The sequence below is a fragment of the Mucilaginibacter sp. L3T2-6 genome (assembly GCF_030519355.1).
Taxonomy (GTDB): Bacteria; Bacteroidota; Bacteroidia; order Sphingobacteriales; family Sphingobacteriaceae; genus Mucilaginibacter.
Genome location: NZ_JAUMKC010000002.1, coordinates 123,836 through 145,432, shown reverse-complemented (window position 1 = coordinate 145,432; position 21,597 = coordinate 123,836). Strand labels below are relative to the sequence as shown.

General features: G+C 44.2%; 22 protein-coding genes and 1 pseudogene. 14 read left to right on the top strand and 9 right to left on the bottom strand.

Going from position 1 to position 21,597, the window contains the following annotated elements:
* Nucleotides 1–16: 16 nt before the first annotated feature.
* Nucleotides 17–583, bottom strand: coding sequence for a YqgE/AlgH family protein (locus Q3W13_RS03000; RefSeq protein ID WP_302861215.1), 567 nt, complete (start codon nucleotides 581–583; stop codon nucleotides 17–19).
* A gap of 179 nt (nucleotides 584–762) precedes the next feature.
* Here Q3W13_RS03000 and pdxH point away from each other — a divergent pair, with 179 nt between their 5' ends.
* From pdxH to Q3W13_RS02985, 3 genes are all read left to right on the top strand, one after another.
* Entirely contained in the window at nucleotides 763–1,410 is a 648-nt protein-coding gene (pdxH, locus tag Q3W13_RS02995) for a pyridoxamine 5'-phosphate oxidase (protein ID WP_302861213.1), read from the top strand.
* Nucleotides 1,407–1,904 (top strand): NADH-quinone oxidoreductase subunit C, encoded by a 498-nt coding sequence (locus tag Q3W13_RS02990; RefSeq protein WP_302861212.1) that lies wholly within the window; start codon nucleotides 1,407–1,409, stop codon nucleotides 1,902–1,904. The genes pdxH and Q3W13_RS02990 overlap by 4 nt, the downstream gene beginning before the upstream one ends.
* Nucleotides 1,905–2,381: 477 nt before the next feature.
* Nucleotides 2,382–3,506, top strand: a complete 1,125-nt coding sequence (locus tag Q3W13_RS02985) for an NADH-quinone oxidoreductase subunit D (protein WP_302861643.1) — start codon at nucleotides 2,382–2,384, stop codon at nucleotides 3,504–3,506.
* Between the two features lie 612 nt (nucleotides 3,507–4,118).
* On the opposite strand, the gene Q3W13_RS02980 is transcribed toward Q3W13_RS02985, so the two are convergent.
* Nucleotides 4,119–5,225: a S1C family serine protease gene (locus tag Q3W13_RS02980; protein WP_302861211.1), complete on the bottom strand. Its 1,107-nt coding sequence runs from the start codon at nucleotides 5,223–5,225 to the stop codon at nucleotides 4,119–4,121.
* Nucleotides 5,226–5,237: 12 nt separating this feature from the next.
* Complete coding sequence (locus tag Q3W13_RS02975) at nucleotides 5,238–5,807, bottom strand: RNA polymerase sigma factor (RefSeq protein WP_302861210.1); 570 nt, start codon at nucleotides 5,805–5,807, stop codon at nucleotides 5,238–5,240.
* Nucleotides 5,808–6,210: 403 nt separating this feature from the next.
* Between Q3W13_RS02975 and Q3W13_RS02970 the strand changes: the two genes are divergently transcribed.
* From Q3W13_RS02970 to mqnC, 4 genes are all read left to right on the top strand, one after another.
* Complete coding sequence (locus tag Q3W13_RS02970; protein WP_302861209.1) at nucleotides 6,211–6,411, top strand: hypothetical protein; 201 nt, start codon at nucleotides 6,211–6,213, stop codon at nucleotides 6,409–6,411.
* A 135-nt stretch (nucleotides 6,412–6,546) separates the two neighbouring features.
* On the top strand, nucleotides 6,547–6,777 hold the full coding sequence (locus Q3W13_RS02965) for a hypothetical protein (RefSeq protein WP_302861207.1): 231 nt from the start codon (nucleotides 6,547–6,549) through the stop codon (nucleotides 6,775–6,777).
* Between the two features lie 130 nt (nucleotides 6,778–6,907).
* A complete protein-coding gene (locus Q3W13_RS02960) occupies nucleotides 6,908–8,404 on the top strand; it encodes an ATP-binding cassette domain-containing protein (RefSeq protein WP_302861205.1) in 1,497 nt (498 codons plus the stop codon).
* Nucleotides 8,405–8,553: 149 nt separating this feature from the next.
* The gene (gene mqnC, locus Q3W13_RS02955; RefSeq protein WP_302861203.1) at nucleotides 8,554–9,678 is read left to right on the top strand and encodes a cyclic dehypoxanthinyl futalosine synthase; all 1,125 of its coding nucleotides are present in this window, start codon (nucleotides 8,554–8,556) and stop codon (nucleotides 9,676–9,678) included.
* 85 nt (nucleotides 9,679–9,763) lie between these two features.
* Here the strand turns inward: mqnC and lysS are convergent, their stop codons facing one another.
* Entirely contained in the window at nucleotides 9,764–11,485 is a 1,722-nt protein-coding gene (gene lysS / locus Q3W13_RS02950; RefSeq protein ID WP_302861201.1) for a lysine--tRNA ligase, read from the bottom strand.
* Nucleotides 11,486–11,659: 174 nt separating this feature from the next.
* Between lysS and Q3W13_RS02945 the strand changes: the two genes are divergently transcribed.
* The 3 genes and pseudogenes from Q3W13_RS02945 (at nucleotide 11,660) to Q3W13_RS02935 (ending at nucleotide 12,966) form a co-directional block, all read left to right on the top strand.
* Nucleotides 11,660–11,848 (top strand): hypothetical protein, encoded by a 189-nt coding sequence (locus Q3W13_RS02945; RefSeq protein ID WP_302861200.1) that lies wholly within the window; start codon nucleotides 11,660–11,662, stop codon nucleotides 11,846–11,848.
* Between the two features lie 73 nt (nucleotides 11,849–11,921).
* Nucleotides 11,922–12,227, top strand: a pseudogene (locus Q3W13_RS02940) (putative toxin-antitoxin system toxin component, PIN family); the annotation flags it as partial.
* A gap of 55 nt (nucleotides 12,228–12,282) precedes the next feature.
* Nucleotides 12,283–12,966, top strand: coding sequence for an HAD family hydrolase (locus tag Q3W13_RS02935; RefSeq protein WP_302861197.1), 684 nt, complete (start codon nucleotides 12,283–12,285; stop codon nucleotides 12,964–12,966).
* Nucleotides 12,967–12,990: 24 nt separating this feature from the next.
* Here Q3W13_RS02935 and Q3W13_RS02930 read toward each other — a convergent pair whose 3' ends face one another.
* Together Q3W13_RS02930 and Q3W13_RS02925 are read right to left on the bottom strand one after the other, a co-directional pair.
* Nucleotides 12,991–13,716, bottom strand: a complete 726-nt coding sequence (locus Q3W13_RS02930; protein WP_302861196.1) for a CPBP family glutamic-type intramembrane protease — start codon at nucleotides 13,714–13,716, stop codon at nucleotides 12,991–12,993.
* Between the two features lie 107 nt (nucleotides 13,717–13,823).
* On the bottom strand, nucleotides 13,824–15,737 hold the full coding sequence (locus Q3W13_RS02925; RefSeq protein ID WP_302861195.1) for a long-chain fatty acid--CoA ligase: 1,914 nt from the start codon (nucleotides 15,735–15,737) through the stop codon (nucleotides 13,824–13,826).
* Between the two features lie 366 nt (nucleotides 15,738–16,103).
* On the opposite strand from Q3W13_RS02925, the gene Q3W13_RS02920 reads away from it, so the two are divergent.
* Nucleotides 16,104–16,463, top strand: coding sequence for a transposase (locus Q3W13_RS02920; RefSeq protein WP_302861194.1), 360 nt, complete (start codon nucleotides 16,104–16,106; stop codon nucleotides 16,461–16,463).
* 333 nt (nucleotides 16,464–16,796) lie between these two features.
* Here the strand turns inward: Q3W13_RS02920 and Q3W13_RS02915 are convergent, their stop codons facing one another.
* The 3 genes from Q3W13_RS02915 to Q3W13_RS02905 form a co-directional block, all read right to left on the bottom strand.
* Nucleotides 16,797–17,123 carry an iron-sulfur cluster assembly accessory protein gene (locus Q3W13_RS02915; RefSeq protein ID WP_302861193.1) on the bottom strand — a complete coding sequence of 109 codons (327 nt, stop codon included), beginning with the start codon at nucleotides 17,121–17,123 and terminating at the stop codon, nucleotides 16,797–16,799.
* 122 nt (nucleotides 17,124–17,245) lie between these two features.
* Nucleotides 17,246–17,659: a Fe-S cluster assembly scaffold IscU gene (gene iscU, locus Q3W13_RS02910; protein ID WP_302861192.1), complete on the bottom strand. Its 414-nt coding sequence runs from the start codon at nucleotides 17,657–17,659 to the stop codon at nucleotides 17,246–17,248.
* A gap of 168 nt (nucleotides 17,660–17,827) precedes the next feature.
* On the bottom strand, nucleotides 17,828–19,039 hold the full coding sequence (locus Q3W13_RS02905) for an IscS subfamily cysteine desulfurase (RefSeq protein ID WP_302861191.1): 1,212 nt from the start codon (nucleotides 19,037–19,039) through the stop codon (nucleotides 17,828–17,830).
* A gap of 106 nt (nucleotides 19,040–19,145) precedes the next feature.
* Between Q3W13_RS02905 and mce the strand changes: the two genes are divergently transcribed.
* From mce to Q3W13_RS02890, 3 genes are all read left to right on the top strand, one after another.
* Nucleotides 19,146–19,547 carry a methylmalonyl-CoA epimerase gene (gene mce, locus Q3W13_RS02900; RefSeq protein WP_302861190.1) on the top strand — a complete coding sequence of 134 codons (402 nt, stop codon included), beginning with the start codon at nucleotides 19,146–19,148 and terminating at the stop codon, nucleotides 19,545–19,547.
* 159 nt (nucleotides 19,548–19,706) lie between these two features.
* Entirely contained in the window at nucleotides 19,707–19,886 is a 180-nt protein-coding gene (locus Q3W13_RS02895; RefSeq protein ID WP_302861189.1) for a hypothetical protein, read from the top strand.
* A 316-nt stretch (nucleotides 19,887–20,202) separates the two neighbouring features.
* Entirely contained in the window at nucleotides 20,203–21,594 is a 1,392-nt protein-coding gene (locus tag Q3W13_RS02890; protein WP_302861188.1) for a right-handed parallel beta-helix repeat-containing protein, read from the top strand.
* Nucleotides 21,595–21,597: the final 3 nt, after the last annotated feature.

Here is a 21,597-nt window from a genome sequence, read left to right as displayed (position 1 = left end):
ACTCACTTGGCCAGTTTTAATTCAACGAAGGATTTTCCGGAAAATTGGCAATATGCGCATAACGCTGCCCTAAACCAATAACTACTTCGCGCCAAAGGCTATTCTCATCATTCGGCGAGAAAATGGTATCCGGATTCAGCTGGTTGGCCACTATCCAGCTGTCTTCCTTTATCTCGTTGTCCAATTGCTGGGGCGTCCAGCCGGAATAACCTGTAAAGAAACGTATCTCGTCAGCATTGAGAGAATAGCTGGTGATCAACTCTTTAACAGTTTCAAAGTCCCCTCCCCAAAAAATCCCGTCGGCTATTTCAACGCCGTCCTCAATCTTTTCGGGGCAGCGATGTATAAAATGCAGGGTATTGCCGGAAACCGGGCCGCCTATAAATACCGGGATCTCGGAATAAGAAAGGTCAGGCAGCAGGTCGCCGAGCATGTATTCGCTTGCGTGGTTCAGTATAAAACCCATAGCGCCCGCTTCAGAATATTCCGTCAATAAAATAACAGACCGCTTAAAGTTAGGGTCCATCATAAAAGGTTCAGATATCAACAGGCGCCCTGCGGCAGCCGAAATAGAACTTAGCATGCGGGTTAATTTTTGTTTAATATAACAAGTATCCTAAAAATATGTTCATTTACTGAAATTGAAATGAAATTTTTTAGCGGTACTTATAAACGGCTGCGGAAGGTTTTTCTTGTGTAACCTTTTAAACTAAGGTCTGATCTCTAACCCTTAATGTCCTTAAAAACCGTACCTTCGCATCAATGGACCAGCAAAAAATAGAAAATCTTCGGGCGGATTATACCGCCAGCTCGCTATCGGAAAATAATACCAAGGCCGATCCCATAAAACAATTTGAGGCATGGTTTGCCGAAGCGGAAGCTGCTAAGGAACCAGAGTTTAATGCTATGAACCTGGCGACCGCAACATCCGACGGCCGGCCGTCGGCCAGGATCGTTTTGCTGAAAGGAATTTACCCGGATGGATTTGTGTTTTATACCAATTACCTCAGCCGTAAAGGAAAAGAAATAGCTAAAAATCCGGTTTGCGCGCTTACCTTCTTCTGGCCGTCGCTTGAGAGACAGGTGCGCATTGAAGGCGTATTGGAAAAGGTAAGCAAGGAACAATCGGAGAAATATTTTCACTCCCGCCCAAAAAGCAGCCAGGTAGGCGCATTGGCTTCGCCGCAAAGCCAGGAAATTGCCGGCCGTGAAATACTCGAGAAAAAATGGAATGACCTGGCGGCTGAATACGACGATAAAGAGGTTCCCAAGCCTTCATTCTGGGGCGGATATATAGTAAAGCCGAGAATGATAGAGTTCTGGCAGGGCCGCACCAGCCGGTTGCACGACCGTATTGTTTATAAAAAAATTGATAACAAAAACTGGAAAAAAGTACGCCTGGCGCCATGAGTTTTGAGGAAATCAAACAGCTATTGCTGGATAAATTCGGTGACGAAGTAATCATAGGTGACGAAACCGGCGGACTTCAGCCTGCCTTACTTATAGCAGCCGGCCGCATTGCCGACGTGTGCCTGGAGTTGCGCGATAATCCTCAAACCTATTTCGATTTCCTGAGCAGCTTAACAGGGGTCGACTATGGCGTAGAGGCGAACCGGTTTGGCGTGGTTTATCACCTGGCCTCCATTCCGTATAAAACACAGCTTACATTAAAGATAAGCATAGAGAATGACCGCAGCGCGGATAACCTGCCTGCATTTCCAAGCATAAGCCACATTTACCGCACGGCCGACTGGCACGAACGCGAGGCCTACGACCTTGCGGGTATTTTCTTCGAGAACCATCCCGACCTCCGCCGCATCTTGTTACCCGACGATTGGGAAGGCTTCCCTCTCCGCAAAGACTACAAAACAGCTGAATACTATAAAGGCATAAAAATTGATTAAGGATTTAGCCGGTTAAATTTAATCCGTAAACAATTCGATCAGCTTAGTTAATTCTACCAGCTTCAAACTTTTCCTTGCCCGGCCCCGTATAAACTGTCATTGCCAATAATTGCACCGTCCAACGGTAAATAAAGCAATTTAACAGTTCATGCCTTTAGGTACAGTTATAAGATGATACACGTGGCAGATCAGCATGGTTAAAAAACCGGCCTGCCCTGTTATTAAAAACCAGTAACTTAATTTAAACCCGAAAGTTCCATTCGGGATGAGTAATTATAGTTTATCAGTCGCCCGCAGCTTAAGTAACTGCGGGCGTTTTTTATTGTAGCTGATTTACCTAATGCCGACCAATTGGATAGGATTTTATTAAATTTGACCGCAAACAAATACGAAATTCGAATTAACTTGACTCAGCCGAAATACGACGCCGCTTTAAATAACTACTACAGGAAGATAGCCGAGGCAGCTACCGAGGATATGGTGCTTAATATGGGGCCGCAACACCCCTCTACGCACGGTGTATTGCGTTTAGAGTTAATTACCGACGGTGAAATTGTAAAGGAAGTTATCCCCCATATAGGCTACCTGCACCGTTGTTTTGAAAAGCATGCCGAGTCGCTAACCTACCAGCAAACCATTCCTTTTACAGACAGGCTCGACTATTTGGCCTCGATGAACAACAGCCATGCGTTTGTGATGGGCGTTGAGCGGATGATGGGCATTGATAAGGGTATTCCGAAACGGGTGGAGTATATCAGGGTTTTGGTTTGTGAACTTAACCGTATTGCGTCGCACCTGATAGCTATCGGCACTTACGGCATTGATATCGGGGCTTTTACACCATTCCTCTGGTGTTTCCGCGACAGGGAGCATATTATGGGCATGCTGGAATGGGCTTCTGGCTCCCGCATGCTTTATAACTATATATGGGTAGGCGGCTTATTTTATGACCTGCCTGTTGGGTTTGAAGAACGCTGCAGCGAGTTTGTAGCTTATTTTAAGCCTAAGATGGTTGAGCTTAATCAGTTGCTAACCGATAACCAGGTATTCATTAGCCGCACTGCAAACGTTGGGGTATTACCACTTGATGTTGCGATTAATTACGGGTGCAGCGGGCCAATGCTGCGCGGGTCAGGCCTTAAATGGGATTTGCGGCGCATTGACGGCTATTCTGTTTATCCCGAACTTGAATTTGAAATACCTGCCGGTAAAGGCGAAATGGGGAGTACCGGCGATTGCTGGGACCGGTACAAAGTGCGTGTAGATGAGATTGAGCAATCGTTGAAGATAATTGAACAATGCCTTTCACGCCTGCAAAAAGAATTAAAGCGCACGCCTGATTTTGACCCTCGTGCTAAAATGCCGCGAAAAATTACTCCGAAGGCCCAGGACTATTATGTGCGCTGTGAAGGCGCCAAAGGCGAGCTCGGATTTTATTTTATGACTGACGGCCGGTCAGAAATACCCACCCGCGTAAAATGCCGCGCACCCAGTTTTCACAACCTTTCGGTACTTCCCGAAATAAGCAAAGGGGTGATGATTGCAGACTTGATTGCCATCGTTGGCTCCATCGACTTTGTTTTAGGCGAAGTGGATAGATGATGATTTGATGTGCGGATGGGCGAATATGCAAATGTCCCGATGAAAAAATCAATCGAATTAGCGGCTGTATAATTACCACTTTGGGGGACAAGGGCGCTAAAAAAATAGGGATGTATTGATGTGCGGATGCGTGAATATGCAAATGTGCGGATGAAAAATCAAACGGATTAGCGGCTGTATAATTACCACTTTGGGGGACCAAGGGCGCTAAAAAAACAGGGATGTATTGATGTGCAGATGGGTGAATATGCAAATGTGCGGATGAAAAAATCAATCGAATTAGTGGCTGTATAATTACCACTTTGGGGGACCAAGGGCGCTAAAAAAACAGGGATGTATTGATGTGCGAATGCGTGAATATGCAAATGTGCGGATGAAAAAATCAAACAAATTAGCGGCTTTATAATTACCAATTTGGGGGACAAGGGGCACTAAAAAAAACGGGGATGTATTGATGTGCGAATGCGTGAATATGCAATTGTGCGGATGAAAAATCAAACAAATTAGCGGCTTTATAATTACAACTTTTGGGGACAAGGGCGCTAAAAAAACAGGGGCGCTATGATTTGTGTCAAAGCGCCCTGAACTATATGGATAGTTTTTTGGGGATCGTTACTGGTTATAAACCCTAACCATAAATACGTAATTCTCTAATTTCTTTATCTGCTGGGTACGGCCGAGACCTGCCAAAATATTTTTTCCGTTTATGTTTATCGGCTTGCTCAGCGAGTCTGAAGGTATATCTTTTATAGCCTTTAGCAGGTAGCTGGTCTTCACAGCAAATGCCGCACCTTCAACGCGGGTTTGCTTGCCATTGATTATGCCGACAATATTACCCTTACTGTCTAACAACGGTCCGCCGCTGTGTCCATAATCAAGCAGAGCCGATATCTGGTATTGCGTAGTATCGCCACGGTACCCGGTGGCCGAGGTTAACAAACCTGAACCTAAAACTATATTGTCTTTCGGATAACCTATGGTAAATACATTTTCGCCCAAATCCGTTTCACCCTTTTTAAAAGTGTAAGGTAACGCCGGTAAAGCCTTGAATGAAGGATCGACAATTTCCAATATAGCAATGTCATTTTGCGGCTCGGTGTAAACCACTTTTGTTTTGTATGATTTACCGTCGTTGCTCTGCACATAAACAGAATCTGCCCGCTGAATAACATGATTGTCGGTAACTATATACCCATTTGATGAAATTGCGAAGCCGGTGCCGCGGAAATTCCCGGGGTTCATTACTGCTGAGCGCGGCGTATTAGGCGCCAGCTGGTTTACCTGTGTATTTAATTGGGCTGTTTTATTTTTAATCTGATTGATCTCGCCCTTCAACTGACTGTAATTCAGTTCACGATTGCTGAGATACCCGGTAAAAAACAAAGTAGACAGCACTGCAAAAATTGCTATAGAGGCAGCTACAGATATTTTTGAATGATGATTTCGCCACATTCTTACCACCCATGACGGATGGATCATCATTTCATCTTCCAGTGCATGTACGTCAATCTCATCGTGAATAGCATCAAGGCGTTTTTCAAGCTCCAGCCGCTCGCCGTATTGTTTGATCAGGTTGGTAAAATGCCTGTGCTCAGCTACCTGTGCGTTTACTTCAGCATCCTCGCTCCGCAGCTTCTCAAAACTTGCACGCTCCGCCCGGGTCATCTCGCCATTAAGATAACGTTCAATAGTTTCTGTTAACTGGTTATTCTCGCTCATCGCTTCTCTCCTTTATTTTTGCTGAAAAAACAATTTCTTCAGCCTTTGCAGGCACTTATATTTCTGGGTTTTGGCATTATCTGCATTGGTGTACCCAAATTCGTCACAAATCTCCTGCATCGATTTGTTGTTGATGTAAAAATGCTCGATTATCGTTTTACAGGGCTCGCCCAACTGCTGCAGCGCACTGCCCATTTTATTAAACTGGATATCGCGCTCATTATTTTTTTCGCTTTCATCATCAACTACCAGGTACTCCTGGAAGTCTTTGATATCGCCTCCATACCTGTTCATTTGCGAAAGCCTTTTTAACCAAAGCCTGCGGCAGATGGAATAGATATAGGTTTTAAGCTTACTGCTGAGCTCAAAATCTCCTGTTTTAACCTTATTATAAAGAACTATGATGGCTTCCTGGTAAATGTCTTTAGCATCGTCGCTGTCGCCATTGTTGTTAATTACCAATTGTAAAACCATCGGAAAATAAGCTATATACAGCCTTTTTAATACACTTTCCGAATTGTTAAGGATACCGAGGATAACTTCGCTATCCGTTGGTACTCCGCTATTTGTCTCGTTACTCACCTCTTAATACTGTTTACGCTAAATTGTAACCCAATAATGATAAAAAAAATTCTACTGATTTTCCGGTAAAAATAGTTGATTCAATCGATTTACCGGTATGGATGGCAATTACGGAATTATTTACGTGAAATATTCTGGTAAATTATACATAAAAAATTTAACCCCCAGGCCATTAACCGTCAGCTAATATACCGGCTGGCTATAAAATACACTAAAAATTCTGCAGTAAGGCCTGCGTCCAATTATATCTCCCAGGTTATATATATCGATAAAAAGTAACTATAAATAAAACAGAATTAACTTTTGATATATAAAATTATATTTATTTTTAAATTACTGGGTTACCTTTCATCAAAAAGCGTATTAAGGATATAATCACTAACAAAAAATATAAAAGATGAAAATGAAAAATTCAATCAAAATGGGCGCTTTAGCCGTTGTTGTTGCAGTTTCTTTTGCTGCTTGTAAAGGTAAAGGTTCAGCTGGCTCAGCCGATTCAGATACGACTACTAAAGTTGTTGATACTACTAAAGTAATTGACAGCACTAAGGTTATTGATACTACCAAAGTTGACACCACTAAGAAAGATACAACCAAAAAATAATTTCTTTTTTTTCTGTTGATTTTTTAGTTTTTGACAGCAAAAGGTAATCTGTAATTTTTTTTTTAAATCATGGGTTACCTTTTCTTATTTGTGGTATTAAGTGGAAACTATTTAATCACTTAAAAGAAAATTAACATGAAAAATTCATTCAAAATGGGCGCTTTAGCCTTAGTTATCGCAGTTTCTTTCGCAGCTTGCAAAGGTAAAAGCGGTGCTAGCTCTGCAGATTCAGCTGCTAAAGCTGACTCAGCTAAAATGGACTCAGCTAAAATGACTGCTGATACTGCTCAGAAAATGGCTGATACTGCTAAGAAAATGGCTGATACTGCTAAAAAAATGGCTGATACTGCTAAAAAAGCAAAATAATTTTCTTTTCAGCAATGATAAAGGCGCCTGGTTAGTTTTAACCGGGCGTTTTTTGTTTTGTTTAGTGCCGGTGTCCGTTATTTAAATTTGTTAGCCCGTATTAAAGCAGATCAGCTATTTTTACCGGCAAATGGATACACATCTGCTCTCGATTAATAACGCCACTGTACGGTATTTAACTCATACGCTTTTTACTAATCTTACTTTTTCAGTAAGTAAGGGCGAAAGCTGGGCTCTGGTTGGCAAAAGCGGCTCGGGCAAAAGCGCACTGCTGCACACTATAGCCGGCCGGTTTAATATTACCGGGGGCAATATAGCATACCATCTCTTTGATGAAGCACCGGCAAACAGCGATGGCCTGCCGAGTTGGCAAAAACGCGTTGCTCTGGTTGAGCCCCGGCACCATTTCAGAAACCTTTCGAACACTACGGATTTTTACTACCAGCAGCGCTACAATTCATCCGATTCAGAAGATGCGCTGGTTGTTGAAGAATACCTGCACACCATTACAGCTGTATCTCCGGACAATACCTACTGGACATTTGACAAAACGGCCGGGTTGCTAAATCTTGGTGAATTGCTAAACAAACAGATCATTAAACTATCCAACGGCGAAACCAAACGCCTGATGCTGGCGGCAGCGCTGCTAAAAAACCCGGCGTTATTGTTGCTGGATAGCCCGCTAACCGGCTTAGACGTTCATACAAGGCAACATTTTAATTTGATAATTGACGAAATTACCGGCTCCGGTATCAGCGTGATCATGGCCACATCGTCTCATGAAATACCGGATGCCATAACTCATATTGCCTGTTTAAACAGCGGAGCGGTGGCCCAGACGTATACCCGTGCTGAATTTAAGCCTGAATTGGTGTTGGACAACAGTCCGGATATAGTGGATAATGCAGAACTGCAGGCACTGCTGAATAATAATTCAGACAAGCCGGATTTTGAATACATCGTAAAAATGAACGATGTGTTCATCAGGTATGGCGATAAAATCATCCTCAATAAAATAAACTGGCAAATTTTACCGGGAGAGCGATGGGCGTTGCTGGGCCCTAATGGTGCAGGTAAATCAACCTTGCTAAGCCTGATCAACGCCGACAACCCGCAGGCCTATGCCAACGATATTATTTTGTTTGATAAAAAGCGCGGCACGGGCGAAAGCATCTGGGACATCAAGAGCAAGATCGGCTTTGTATCCCCCGAATTGCATCAGTATTTTCCGACGGATAACAGTTGCTTACAGGTAATTGAGTCTGGCTATTATGATACGCTGGGACTGTTCCGGCCGTCACAAAAAGCAAAGGCAGATACCGCCTTGCGCTGGATGAAGGCTTTGGAAATAGATAAATATGCCAGAACTTTGCTGAAAAACATTCCGGCCAGTGCACAAAGACTTTGCCTGCTCGCCCGCGCCCTCATCAAAAATCCTGACCTACTGATATTCGACGAACCGTGCCAGGGCCTGGATGATCACCAGCAGCATCATTTTAAAACTATTGTTGATACCATCTGTGGTTTAAGTAAAGTGACGCTGATATACGTTACGCACTATCAGCATGAAATTCCGGATAGCGTGACGAAGGTTTTGAGATTGGACAAGGGGAACGTGGTAAATTAGCCTTGAAATGTATCGCTGGTAAAGTAGTTGTTTTTTGCTTGTCAGGTTATTAGCTAACCATAATGTTTATTGCCTGTAAAACTTTCTAATTCCGATCGCTTTCGCCCTTTAGCTTTCACCTTTAATCTCCTTCTTCATTATATTTGTGCATGAACACAGCCGATTTGTTGCAACGCGCCCTGCAGTTTGATTTTCTGAGTATAGATGAAGGCGTTTACCTGTACCACAACGCCTCAACCGCTGATTTGATGTACACGGCCAACGAGCTGCGTAAGATGCAGGTGCCGCACGGCAAGGTTACCTGGCAGATTGACCGCAACGTTAATACTACTAACGTTTGTATTGCCAACTGCAAGTTCTGTAATTTTTTCCGTCGCCCCGGCCACGAGGAGGCATACATTACTGACATTGAAACCTACAAGCAAAAGATAGAGGAAACTTTCCGCTACGGCGGCGACCAGCTTTTATTGCAGGGCGGCCACCACCCGGACCTGGGTCTTAAATTTTATGCTGATACCTTTAAGCAACTGAAGGAGCTCTACCCCACGCTGAAGCTGCATTCCTTAGGGCCGCCGGAGATTGCACATATTGCCAAACTGGAAGGCATGAGCCACATAGATGTGCTTCGCGAGTTAAAAGCAGCAGGGCTGGATTCATTGCCCGGCGCCGGAGCTGAAATATTAAACGACCGTGTGCGCCGCCTGATCAGCAAAGGTAAGTGCGGTGGCAAGGAATGGCTGGATGTAATGCGCGCTGCTCATCAGCTTAATTTGCCAACTTCAGCAACCATGATGTTCGGCCATATAGAAACGATTGAAGAGCGTTTTGAGCACCTGGTTTGGATCCGTGAAGTGCAGTCGGAAAAACCGGAAGGTCATTATGGCTTTATTGCCTTTATTCCGTGGCCGTTCCAGGACGACGGTACGCTTTTACGGAGGCTGCGCGGTATTACCAATAATGTAACCGGCGATGAATATATCCGCATGATAGCGCTTAGCCGCATCATGCTGCCAAACGTTAAAAACATACAAGCCTCGTGGCTGACTGTCGGCAAACAGGTTGCACAGCTTTGCCTGCATGCCGGCGCCAATGATTTCGGCTCTATAATGATAGAGGAAAATGTGGTATCTGCCGCAGGGGCACCGCACCGTTTTACAGCCAAAGGCATACAGGAATCCATTAAAGAAGCCGGTTTTGAACCGCAGCTGCGCACTCAGAAGTATGAGTGGCGCGAAATACCTGCAGCTATTGAGGAACAGGTGATAAATTACTAAAAACAGGAAGTGGCGCGAAATTCGCGCCACTTCCTGTTTTTATGATATAATGCAGCAGACGCAAAGCATTGCGTCTCTGCAGGGTTTATGCAAACCAAGCCATCACCAATTCTTTTGATGGCATAGCAATGTCCAGCTTCATTTTTTTACGCATGCCGCCGAGGTCGTTAAATACCTTGTTAGGGTTGGCGGCTTTTAGTTCTTCTAAATTATTGATGCCCATTTTGTTTAATACGGGCACCCATTCTGCCGGCACGCCGATATGAATAAAATCATCAATCGTAACTGTTTTAGCTTTCTTTTCAGGGCGCATTTGCGGGAAGAACAATACTTCCTGTATGGTGCTCTGGTTAGTCATCAGCATCACCAAACGGTCGATGCCGATACCAAGGCCCGATGTTGGCGGCATACCGTATTCAAGCGCGCGCAAAAAGTCGTCGTCCATTGCCATAGCTTCATCGTCGCCACGACCGGCTAAAATCAGCTGCTCTTCCAGGCGTTCGCGCTGGTCGATAGCATCGTTTAGTTCAGAATAGGCATTGGCGATCTCTTTACCGTTTACAAATAACTCGAAACGTTCAACCAGGCCCGGCTTGCTGCGGTGTTTTTTGGCAAGCGGCGTCATTTCGATCGGGTAATCGGTAATGTAGGTTGGCTGAATCAGGTTAGCCTCCACTTTTGCGCTGAATATCTCATCAATCAGCTTGCCCTTGCCCATCGCTTCCGTGGTTTCAATACCAAGCTCTTTGCAAGTGTCACGCAAGGCAGCCTCGTCCATTTCAGAAACGTCGATGCCTGTGTATTTCTTAATTGAATCATACATCGACAATTTCTCGTAAGGACCGGCAAAATTTATTTCGTTAGCGCCAACCTGCACCACTGGGATGCCGGTTACCGTACGTGCCACAATTTCCAAACATTCCTCTACCATTGCCATCATCCAGTTGTAATCCTTATAGGCTACATAGATTTCCATGCTGGTAAATTCCGGGTTATGGGTTCGGTCCATGCCCTCGTTGCGGAACATCTTGCCAAACTCATAAACGCCATCAAAACCGGCAACTATCAGGCGTTTTAAATACAGCTCGTTGGCTATACGCAGGTATAAAGGCATATCCAGCGTATTGTGGTGTGTATTGAAAGGACGTGCTGCTGCACCGCCATGCACAGGCTGCAAGATCGGGGTCTCCACTTCCAGCCAGCCCTGCTTGTTGAAGTACTCGCGCATGCTGCTGATCACCTTTGATCGTTTCAGGAATATCTGCTTGTATTCGGGGTTAACGGTTAAATCGACATAGCGCATCCTGTAACGCAATTCCGGGTCGGTAAAGGCATCATGAACCTGGCCGTCTTCGTCGCGTTTAACAACCGGCAGCGGTTTTAACGACTTTGCAAGTAATACCAGCTCCTGAACATGTACGGATACTTCGCCGGTTTGAGTAATAAACACAAAACCTTTGACGCCAATATAATCGCCAATATCCATCAGCTTTTTAAATACGGTGTTGTACATCGTTTTGTCCTCACCGGGGCAAATCTCATCCCTTTTCAGGTAAACCTGTATCCTGCCGGTAGAATCCTGTAATTCGGCAAAAGAGGCATTGCCCATAATGCGCCGCGTCATGATACGGCCGGCAAGGGTTACTTTTTTATAATGGTCGGGGAAACGTACAAAGTTGTCGTGTATATCCTGCGCAAAGGCGTTTACTTTATATTCTTCTGCGGGATAAGGGTTTATTCCTAAAGCGCGCAATTGCTGTAACGATTCGCGGCGTATAATTTCCTGTTCGGATAGGGCAGTGCTCATATGCTGATTTAAAGGCGCAAAAATAGCGTTTTTGAGGCGAAAGGAGAAGGGCGATTTGAGATTTGAGAGAAGGAATGAGATTGCCGGGATTGACTAATGTAATAAGCGAATTGTTTATATTTGTATATGGAAGCAAATGAATTGACATCCAACTTAAATGAACAGCAACTACTTATGCTGCGTTTATTTAAAAATCCATTGCCTCAATCTTCATTTAACCAAATAAGACAACTCGCGGTTAAGTTGTTGGCTACGCAATTAGATGAGTCGATAGAAAAATGGGCGTCTGAAAATAATATCACTAAAGAATATTACGACAAACTAAGTGAGCAACATTTCAGGAGCAAAAATAAAAAGTCCTGATGCTGGTAGTTTTGGACTCAAATGTATTAGTAAGCGCCATTGGAAAGAATAGCAGACTTCGCCCTATCAACTTCTTCTGTCAGATGAAGTGGCTTATGAATATGAAGAAATCATTCAGATCAACTCGGCTCCCGGCGTGGCAAAAATTGTTACTGAAATCCTTGTCGAATCAAAAGATGTGATCTATCAGCACGTTTATTATTCCTGGGAAGCAATAAAGGCAGACCCAGACGATAACAAATTCTTCGATTTAGCTATTGCGGGAAATGCCGATTATCTTGTAACAAACGGCGGTCATTTTAACATTGTTAAAAACATGCCTTTTCCCAGGGTAAAAATAATAAGTGCCGAAGAATTTTTGACCGTCATAACCACATAACGCTATACCGCACTCAGCCACTTCCAGCAATCGCTAATTACCTATCTTTGCCGGTATGAATTTAAAAGTAATTGCCTTTGATGCCGATGATACACTATGGGTTAATGAACCTTATTACAGGCACACCGAAGAACAGTTTTATGAATTGCTACGCGGGTATGCGTCGCAGCACGAACTGGAGCAGGAGTTACTGAAAACAGAGATAGGTAATCTTAGCCTTTATGGTTATGGTATCAAGGGGTTCGTGCTTTCGATGATCGAAACAGCCATGCGCATCACCAATCATCGGATAAGCACCGAAATAGTTGAACGCATTATCGACCTGGGCAAAAAAATGCTGAACGAACCCATTGAACTGCTTGACGGCGTCGAGGAAGTGCTTATTGCACTAAAGCCAAAATACCGCCTGGTGGTTGCCACAAAAGGCGACCTGCTTGACCAGGAAAGAAAATTAAAAAAATCAGGCCTCAGCCACTATTTTCACCATATCGAAATCATGTCGGAAAAGGACGACGCGAATTACATCAAGCTGATCCGTCACCTGGATATTCAACCCGAAGAGCTGATGATGGTGGGCAACTCTTTAAAAAGCGATATTTTGCCTATCCTGAATGTGGGCGGACATGGCACGCACATCCCTTATCATATTACCTGGGCACATGAGCATATCGAGCACACTATCGAAGATGAAAAGTTCAGAAGCGTAACCAATATCAGGGATATACTTGATTTTTTGTAAGAGTAATCCAACTGTTCGCGGAAGCTAAATATGTCCGAATGATAGCGCCATCGATACGGAGTTGATCATGCAGTGCAATGCAAAGCCCCACCAGAAACCATCCCTGAAACGGACATAAGTTATCGCCCATCCCATCAAGATCTGCGGCAGCACGTATGCCGGGTAAATCCAAATTACCGGCCACTGTACCGGATTATAGTTGCCGATATGCATCAGACCGAACAAAAGCATCGACAACACAATAAGATGTTTACGGAAGCGGTGGCCGACGACCGATAAACCTTTCGGCGCTGTGAAAAAGCAGATTACATACACCAGTCCGCCGAGCAAAAGCCGCGCAGACAAGTTTAGCAAAGGTGATTTTATGTCCTTCAGAAAAAAGCTGGAAAATAAAAATGCCGCAGCTGCAAAGCCCAGTGCAATGTGTTTTTTCTTTAAAGATAGCGGCAGCCTGAAAACAGTTTCTTCGATTAGCGGCCCGATAAGGCAGATATAAACCAGCGCCTTCCAATAGCCCATTTTATGTAAAAACTGGCTCATGCCATGTTTTTGAGCCCCGGATATAGTTTTATAATGCAGCACATGCACCACAAAGTAATCCACCATCAGTATGGTTGGCGATATGGCTATCAGGGCAAGGAAAAGTATGCCGTAGGTTTTGAGAAGGTTAAGCAGTTTATCGAAAAATGAATTGGGTTCATTTTCCAATAAACCGGGATATTGACTTACTTTAAAAATTTGGTGTAACACAATTTTGATTTGAAGATGTGATAATTTGGAAATGATGGTAAATATCAGTTAATGAATTGCATAACAACCTTCAAATTTTCAAATCGCTGCATCTTCAAATTAACACGTTAATCCGCTTCGGTTTCCTGCAAATACAACTCGTCGATCTGCTTCGCATATTTTTTTTCGATCACCTTGCGTTTAGCCTTCATGGTCGGGGTTATTTCGCCGTCTTCAATGCTAAATGGTTTGCGTTTTACGATGAAATTTTTGATGCGCTCGAATTTTGCCAGTTCGTTTGAGTATTTTTTTATGTCCTGACCTATCCAATCGATAATATTTTTATCTGCAATAAATACATCCGGCTTTTCAAAAAATTCATTATCCAGCTTAAATTCCTCCTGCAAGGTTTCTTTCGAGGGGACTATGATAGCGGTGATGTATTCGCGCTTATCCCCTATCAAAAATATCTGCTCTATTTTGGGGCTTTTCAGGTAGGTATTTTCAACCGGCGTTGGGTAAATGTTTTTACCGTAAGCATTCACCAGCATATTTTTAAGCCTGTCGGTTATCTGCAGGTTGCCTTTGAAAAAGCGGCCGATGTCGCCGGTGTGTAACCAGTTATCTTCATCAATAACAGCAGCGGTCTCTTCCGGTTTGTTCCAGTAGCCTTTCATTACACAATGGCCGCGTACAATTATCTCACCCTCTTCTGATTGATATTCAGGCCTAAAACTTTCGTGGGTTTGAATGGTGTAAATTTCTTTGGTATCTACATTCTGTATACCAATTTCGATGCCCGGTATAACGCGACCGGTGGTGCCGTACACCTGCCTGTCGTTTTCAGTAACGGTCATTACGGGCGAGGTCTCCGTCAGTCCGAAACCTTCCAATATTTTTATACCCAGGTCGCCAAAAAACTCTCCTATATTTTTGGGCAGCGCGCCGCCGCCCGATATCATAAATTTAAGCCTGCCGCCTGTTCTTTCCTTTATTTTGCTGAATACCAGCTTATCTGCCAGCTTTTGCTTTTGGCTAAGGATAAAGCCTGGTGCTTTGCCTGATTCTTTAATCACGCGGTACTCACGCCCAACCTTCAGCGCCCATAAAAATATCTTGGCTTTCATGCCACCATCCGCGGTGCCGTTCTTCATGGCGCGGTCGTGTATGCGCTCCAGCAGGCGGGGAACACAGTTCATCACGGTTGGCCTCACCTCCCCCATATTTTTTGCCAGCAGGTCAAGGCTTTGGGCAAAGGATATCTGGCAGCCTGCCGCAAGGCAAATATGATAGGTAGCCGTGCGCTCAAACACATGAGACAGGGGCAGAAAGGATAAAAACACCTCGTCTTTTTCGATCACCGGGATCTGTATCAGGCTTACCCTTACGTTCTCGCAAAGATTATGGTGCGTTAGCATGACACCTTTTGGCGTACCGGTAGTGCCGGAAGTATAAATCAGGCAAGACAAGTCGGATGGCAGGATAGCTTCGCGGCAGCCGTTAATTTTTGAGGCATAGCTGTCAACCAGTCTCAGCCCTTCTTCAATCACCTCCTCAAATCCAATCACTCCGGCATTCAGGCTGGCTTTACCCAATGATTTCTCAAAATCTTCAAACGCAGGAATAACACGCATTAAGGCCGGGCAGTTATTAGCGACCCTGACGATCTTTCTTAGCAGGAATGGATTTCCAACCAGGATCGTCCTTGCACCTGAGTCATTCAGAATGTATTCAATCTCTGTTTCTGACAACGTGGGGTAGATTGAGGTATTTACCGCGCCGATCTGCTGCAGCGCCTGGTCGTAATAAACATAGTCAGGCCCGTTCTCGATGATCAATGCCAGCCTGTCGCCTTTTTGTATACCGATCGACAAAAACCAGGCTGATATCGCGTCGATTTTTTCAAGTGCCTGTGCGTAGCTGATCGCCACCCAGTTATCGCCCACTTTATGAGTCATAAAGGTGTGTGTATCCGGGTGGATATTTTTAACAATATTGCGAATAAAGCTCGGTACCGTCGACAGCTCTTTTGAAATATTCATTAAGGGGTTAGTTTATAATGCTAACAAAAATATAAGAATTATTGAATGATTTCGCCGATTAGAACGTGATTACACCGATTTTGATGAGATTAAATGATTTTAAGATTTATCGGTATTGTCAAGTTGATGAGCACTGGGATGTGCAGCAGGATGTTCCGGAGGTAATGCCGCACTGGGAATGGGATGGTGTGAGGATCAGGCTAAATGGTGGCTGTGGAGACACAGCCACTGATTTTAGTGTTTACCGTTGGCTGTGTCTCCACAGCCTGACAGCCTTAGTGGTGTACGATGATTCCAGTAAAGCTATCTCAAGCTCCGCATTCAACCCGATGCCAATGGTATCCGGTGATTCTACTATATTTAACTATGGAATTAAATACCATCTATTTCTATACCGTAGCCATATTGCATTGGGCTCCGCTATTAGAAAGCGATAAATTCAAACACATTGTGCTGGATAGCCTTATCTATCTTGTTGAAAAGAAGAAACTCAAAGTTTACGGTTTCGTTATCATGCCAAATCATATCCATATAATCTGGGAAGCGATAGAAAAGAACGGTAAGGAAATGCCTCAAGCCAGCTTTATGAAATTTACCGGGCACAAGTTTTTATCGGAACTAAAAAAAATGGATAGCCCGTTGTTAAATCGTTTCAAGGCAGACGATGATACCAGGGACTACCAGTTTTGGCAAAAGAAGGCACAATCAACGTATTTGTTCAACTGAAAGATACTGGAACGAAAACTGGATTATACCCATTATAATCCATTGCAAGATCACTGGAATTTAGTAAAAGATCCTAATGAATATTATTACTCCTCATGTTCTTTTTATGAACTTAGTGATAAGAAGTTTGATTGGTTAACACATTACATAGAAGCGTTTGGGTGGTAAATGGGGACCCATGATATTCAGGGAAGTGGCTGTGGAGACACAGCCACAGGCGGCGACGGTGGCAGGCAGGAGCAGCAGTAGCATACAAAAAAAACCGGCTTAACTTAAGCCGGCTCTTATATCAATCGGTGAAGTCATCCACCAGTCGGTTAAATCCGCCTAAAATTATACTGAAAAACTTTCCCCGCAGCCGCAAGTCCTGCTTGCGTTGGGGTTATGGAAGTTAAATCCCTTACCATTCAGCCCGTCCGAGAAATCAAGCTCGGTGCCGGCCAGGTAAAGGAACGATTTCATATCAAGGGCAATCTTAATACCGCGGTCTTCAAAAAACTGGTCGCCCTTTTTTATCTCGTTATCAAAATCAAGGTTATACGACAAGCCCGAACATCCGCCGCCCTGCACAGACACGCGCAGAAAGTAGCTCTCGTCAAGCCCTGCATCCTGCATCAGGTGGTCTATTTTGCCTTTTGCCTTATCTGTTATAGTTACCATGTGTTAGTCAATTAGGTGATTAGTCGATAGGTTGATTGGTGATTAGTTAAATGGAGACTAACAGCACCCGGCTAACGTCTGCTTAACTATCCTCTGATCAACTAATCTCTATTCACCATCAATTAATGATGCACCTTTTCGCTTTCAATCGGCGCCATGCCGTTTTTTACGCGATAATCATTAATGGCTGCTTTGATAGCATCCTCTGCCAGTACCGAACAGTGAATTTTTACCGGCGGTAAAGCCAGTTCTTCAACGATGTCCATGTTGTCGATCTTCATGGCATCGTCGATGCTTTTGCCTTTAAGCCATTCTGTAGCTAACGATGACGAAGCAATTGCCGAGCCACAGCCAAATGTTTTGAATTTGGCATCGGTAATCATGTTGTTGTCATCAACCTGTATCTGCAGGCGCATAACGTCGCCGCACTCAGGTGCACCAACCAAACCTGTGCCTACTTTGTCGCTGCTTTTATCCAAAGTGCCAACATTGCGGGGGTTGGTGTAGTGGTCGATTACTTTATCTGAATAAGCCATATTTTTAAAATTTTGGATTTCGGATTTTCGATCCCGGATTTATTTGATTTTCGAATTTCCAATTTCCCGTTGTTATTATTGTCCGTTTTTTATTTTCTAATATCCTAATTCTTCATTTCTCTTCCGGATCATTAAATCCGAAATCGAAAATCCGGCCTCCGAAATCAATTAATGCTCCGCCCACTCTATCGAGTTCAGGTCGATACCCTCTTTAAACATTTCCCATAGCGGAGAAAGCTCACGCAGGTGGGTTACTGCCTTTTTGGTTACTTCTATAGCGTAGTCTACTTCCTCTTCGGTAGTGAACCGGCCTAAGCCAAAACGGATAGAAGAATGCGCCAAGTCGTCAGACAAACCTAAAGCCTTCAGCACGTAAGATGGCTCCAAAGAGGCCGAAGTACAAGCCGAACCTGATGATACCGCCAAATCCTTCATCGCCATCATTAATCCTTCACCTTCTACATATTTGAAAGAAATGTTTGCCACATGCGGTAAGCGGTGTTCAATATTGCCGTTTACATAGCTTTCTTCCAACACTGTTAACGCTGCTTGTAATTTATCGCGCAAAGCTGATAAGCGTTTTGCTTCGCTTTCCATTTCCTGTGCGCATAACTCGCAGGCTTTACCCAAGCCAACGATACCTGGTACATTTAAGGTACCTGAACGCATGCCGCGCTCGTGGCCGCCGCCGTCCATCTGGGCAGTAACTTTAACACGCGGACCTTTACGGCGTACGTATAAAGCGCCAACACCTTTAGGGCCATATATTTTGTGCGCCGACAGCGCCAGCAAATCAATGCCGTCGCGGTTTACATCAACCGGTATTTTACCAACCGCCTGTACAGCATCCGTCATAAACAATGCGCCGTGCTTGTGGGCAATTGCCGAAATTTCTTTAATGGGCTGTATAACGCCAATCTCGTTATTACCATACATAACCGATACCAGGATGGTCTCGGGGGTCATAGCAGCTTCAAGTTCTGCCAGGTCGATAAGTCCGTCTTCTTTAACAGGGAGGTAAGTAACCTTACCGCCAAGTTTTTCAACGTGCTTACAAGCGTCAAGTACTGCTTTATGTTCGGTAACCGTAGTGATGATGTGGTTACCTTTCTCTTTGTACATTTCAAACACGCCTTTGATAGCCAGGTTGTCTGATTCAGTAGCACCCGATGTGAAGATAATTTCTTTTTCGCTTGCGCCAATCAATTTGGCTACCTGCTCGCGTGCATAATCAACAGCTTCTTCGGCCACCCAGCCGAAAGCGTGATTGCGGCTTGCAGCGTTGCCGAATTTCGAAGTGAAATAAGGCAGCATAGCTTCCAGCACCCGCGGATCCATCGGGGTTGTGGCGTTGTTATCTAAATATATCGGAAGATTCATAAGTCAATAAAATTAACGACTACAAAGATAGGGAAACTTTTATTTAAAATCATTCAAAATAACGCCAACCTGAAATTCAAACCGCATTAATTTACAATATTTGGACATGAATAAGATCGAGCACATCGGCATAGCGGTAAACAGCCTGGAAGCAGCAGGGAATATTTACCAGAAACTGCTTAGTACTGCGATTTATAAAATTGAAGAAGTAGCTAGCGAAGGCGTTAAAACCGCCTTTCTGCAAAACGGTCCTAATAAAATTGAGTTACTCGAAGCCACCAACCCGGATAGCCCGATCGCTAAATTCATCACAAAAAAGGGAGAAGGCATACATCATATCGCTTTCGATGTGGATGACATCCATGCCGAAATGGCCCGTTTGAAAGCAGAAGGCTTTGTTTTATTAAATGAAGAGCCGAAAAAGGGAGCTGATAATAAGCTGGTTTGTTTTGTGCATCCTAAGAGTGCAAATGGGGTGCTGGTGGAGTTGTGCCAGGAGATAGTATGAAAGGCCATCGGAAAACATACCGTGAAATTTTACTTGAAACCAATATTTGATAAATGTCATAAATCGCTTGAGTCAGGCAATCCAATATCCGATCAATTCATGACTGATTACCCTACGCCGGACATCGTTGATAACTCATACTAAGATATATATGATGTTTTGAGTGGACGAGAAGAACAGAGATATATTACCTCTGAAAGCTCAATAGAAGTGAAAATTAATCAGGATTATGCTGAATTTTATTCTGATTTAGCTAATAAAACACCTGATTTTACTCTGCCAACGAGTGATTTTAAAGAAATAGCCAAAGCATGGAAAAGATATCTGTCTGAAGGCTAACATTACTTCATTAAAATACGGGCGTTGCCTGCGGCCGGGCTATCCGCTCATACTGCACAGGCCTTAGCCACAGGCTGGTATCCGCTTCTATCCCTAACGCTATTATCTAAACCAGGATGCCGGGGATTAAACGATTGACGGATTGTAGCGGGTTAACCCAGGTGATCTGAAAACCTAAAAAATCGGGATTCAGGCGATAAACGATGATCCGGGAAATTTAAAAATCTATTTAAGCCTCCTTTAGGTATTGGACAACAATGCGTAAAAAAAAGCGTATAACAGTTTAAAGCGGCTTTTCGCGACCAACAATTTAAGAATGATGAACTGGAAAAAAGTGATAAACGGATTGGTATTGATCATGCTCCTATTATCATTTACATCCTGTTCCAAAAAAGCCGCGAGGATGGAGATTGGCAACCCGGCAGGCGATACGACATCCGCTACTCAACCCACTAACCCAACGGATACCACCAAACCAACTTTAGCTTGTACGTATACAGTGAAGCCTGCGGAATGGCAGGTTGATGGCGCCAAATTACCGCCGGGTTCTGTTATATGTATCCCTGCCGGAAAACGCGGCGCGCTACTGTTTAAAAATCTTAAAGGCACAGCCGATAAACCCATCATCATTACTAACAAGGGCGGACAGGTGGTATTAACCGCCGCTAAAACCGCCGGTTACACGTTTAAAACATCCAACTGCCAATATTTTAAAGTAAATGGCGACGGTGCTACAGGTATTAAATATGGTTTTGTGGTTGATGGCGGCAATATCGGCATGACCCTGGATGACCTCAGCTCAGACTTTGAAATTCAGAACGTAGAGGTGCGCAACAGCGGTTTTGCCGGTATGATGGCCAAAACCGACCCAACCTGCGAGATAGCCACACAGCGCGGTCATTTTACCATGAAAAACGTTCTGTTGCACCATAACTACGTACACAATACCGGCGGCGAAGGCTTTTATGTGGGCAATTCTTTTTATGCAGATGGCGTTTCAGCCTCCTGCGGCAAGGTTTTACCGGGTGATGTGGTAAATGCAAAAATATACAACAACCTTACCGACTCCACCGGCTGCGAAGGCATACAGGTGGGCAGTGCAGTTTCGGGCTGCGAGATTTACGGCAATACGGTTAAATATCCGGGCATTTCTCCTTTTGGCCCCGGACAGAACAATGGTATACAGGTAGGCGAAGGTACCGGCGGCAAATGCTACAACAACCTGGTAAAAAATGCGCCGGGCAATGGCATAATCGTTCTTGGCCTTGGCGATAACCTGGTGTTTAACAACATCGTCCTCAATTCGGGGGATAATGGCATCTTCGCCGACTCGAGATATACGCCCGGCCCGGATTTCCGGTTTATCAATAACACAATAATCACCACGGTGTCAAACGGCATTAAGCTGAACTCCGAAACTATCCCCATGAATACCGTGATCAACAATGTCATCGTCAACACGGCAGGCATAGCCGTATTCAGAAAAAGCACAGACGTTAAACTGACCTCGTTAAACAACTACGTTAATAAAGCTATTACCACCTGCAAGTTTGCTGATTATGGCGCCGGTGATTTTCGCCTGTTGCCATCTTCGCCGCTGATTGACGCAGGCAAAGACGCATCCTCATACGGGGTAACGTTTGATTATTATCATACTACGCGTCCGGCAGGTAATGCTTTTGATATTGGAGCAACGGAATACAAGTAAACC

Excerpts from the sequence above, each read along its gene's own strand:
- Q3W13_RS03000 (WP_302861215.1), bottom strand. The coding sequence starts at position 583 with ATGCTAAGTTCTATTTCGGCTGCCGCAGGGCGCCTGTTGATATCTGAA.
- pdxH (WP_302861213.1), top strand. The coding sequence starts at position 763 with ATGGACCAGCAAAAAATAGAAAATCTTCGGGCGGATTATACCGCCAGC.
- Q3W13_RS02990 (WP_302861212.1), top strand. The coding sequence starts at position 1,407 with ATGAGTTTTGAGGAAATCAAACAGCTATTGCTGGATAAATTCGGTGAC.
- Q3W13_RS02985 (WP_302861643.1), top strand. The coding sequence starts at position 2,382 with ATGGTGCTTAATATGGGGCCGCAACACCCCTCTACGCACGGTGTATTG.
- Q3W13_RS02980 (WP_302861211.1), bottom strand. The coding sequence starts at position 5,225 with ATGAGCGAGAATAACCAGTTAACAGAAACTATTGAACGTTATCTTAAT.
- Q3W13_RS02970 (WP_302861209.1), top strand. The coding sequence starts at position 6,211 with ATGAAAAATTCAATCAAAATGGGCGCTTTAGCCGTTGTTGTTGCAGTT.
- Q3W13_RS02965 (WP_302861207.1), top strand. The coding sequence starts at position 6,547 with ATGAAAAATTCATTCAAAATGGGCGCTTTAGCCTTAGTTATCGCAGTT.
- Q3W13_RS02960 (WP_302861205.1), top strand. The coding sequence starts at position 6,908 with ATGGATACACATCTGCTCTCGATTAATAACGCCACTGTACGGTATTTA.
- mqnC (WP_302861203.1), top strand. The coding sequence starts at position 8,554 with ATGAACACAGCCGATTTGTTGCAACGCGCCCTGCAGTTTGATTTTCTG.
- lysS (WP_302861201.1), bottom strand. The coding sequence starts at position 11,485 with ATGAGCACTGCCCTATCCGAACAGGAAATTATACGCCGCGAATCGTTA.
- Q3W13_RS02945 (WP_302861200.1), top strand. The coding sequence starts at position 11,660 with ATGCTGCGTTTATTTAAAAATCCATTGCCTCAATCTTCATTTAACCAA.
- Q3W13_RS02935 (WP_302861197.1), top strand. The coding sequence starts at position 12,283 with ATGAATTTAAAAGTAATTGCCTTTGATGCCGATGATACACTATGGGTT.
- Q3W13_RS02925 (WP_302861195.1), bottom strand. The coding sequence starts at position 15,737 with ATGAATATTTCAAAAGAGCTGTCGACGGTACCGAGCTTTATTCGCAAT.
- Q3W13_RS02920 (WP_302861194.1), top strand. The coding sequence starts at position 16,104 with ATGGAATTAAATACCATCTATTTCTATACCGTAGCCATATTGCATTGG.
- Q3W13_RS02915 (WP_302861193.1), bottom strand. The coding sequence starts at position 17,123 with ATGGTAACTATAACAGATAAGGCAAAAGGCAAAATAGACCACCTGATG.
- iscU (WP_302861192.1), bottom strand. The coding sequence starts at position 17,659 with ATGGCTTATTCAGATAAAGTAATCGACCACTACACCAACCCCCGCAAT.
- Q3W13_RS02905 (WP_302861191.1), bottom strand. The coding sequence starts at position 19,039 with ATGAATCTTCCGATATATTTAGATAACAACGCCACAACCCCGATGGAT.
- mce (WP_302861190.1), top strand. The coding sequence starts at position 19,146 with ATGAATAAGATCGAGCACATCGGCATAGCGGTAAACAGCCTGGAAGCA.
- Q3W13_RS02890 (WP_302861188.1), top strand. The coding sequence starts at position 20,203 with ATGATGAACTGGAAAAAAGTGATAAACGGATTGGTATTGATCATGCTC.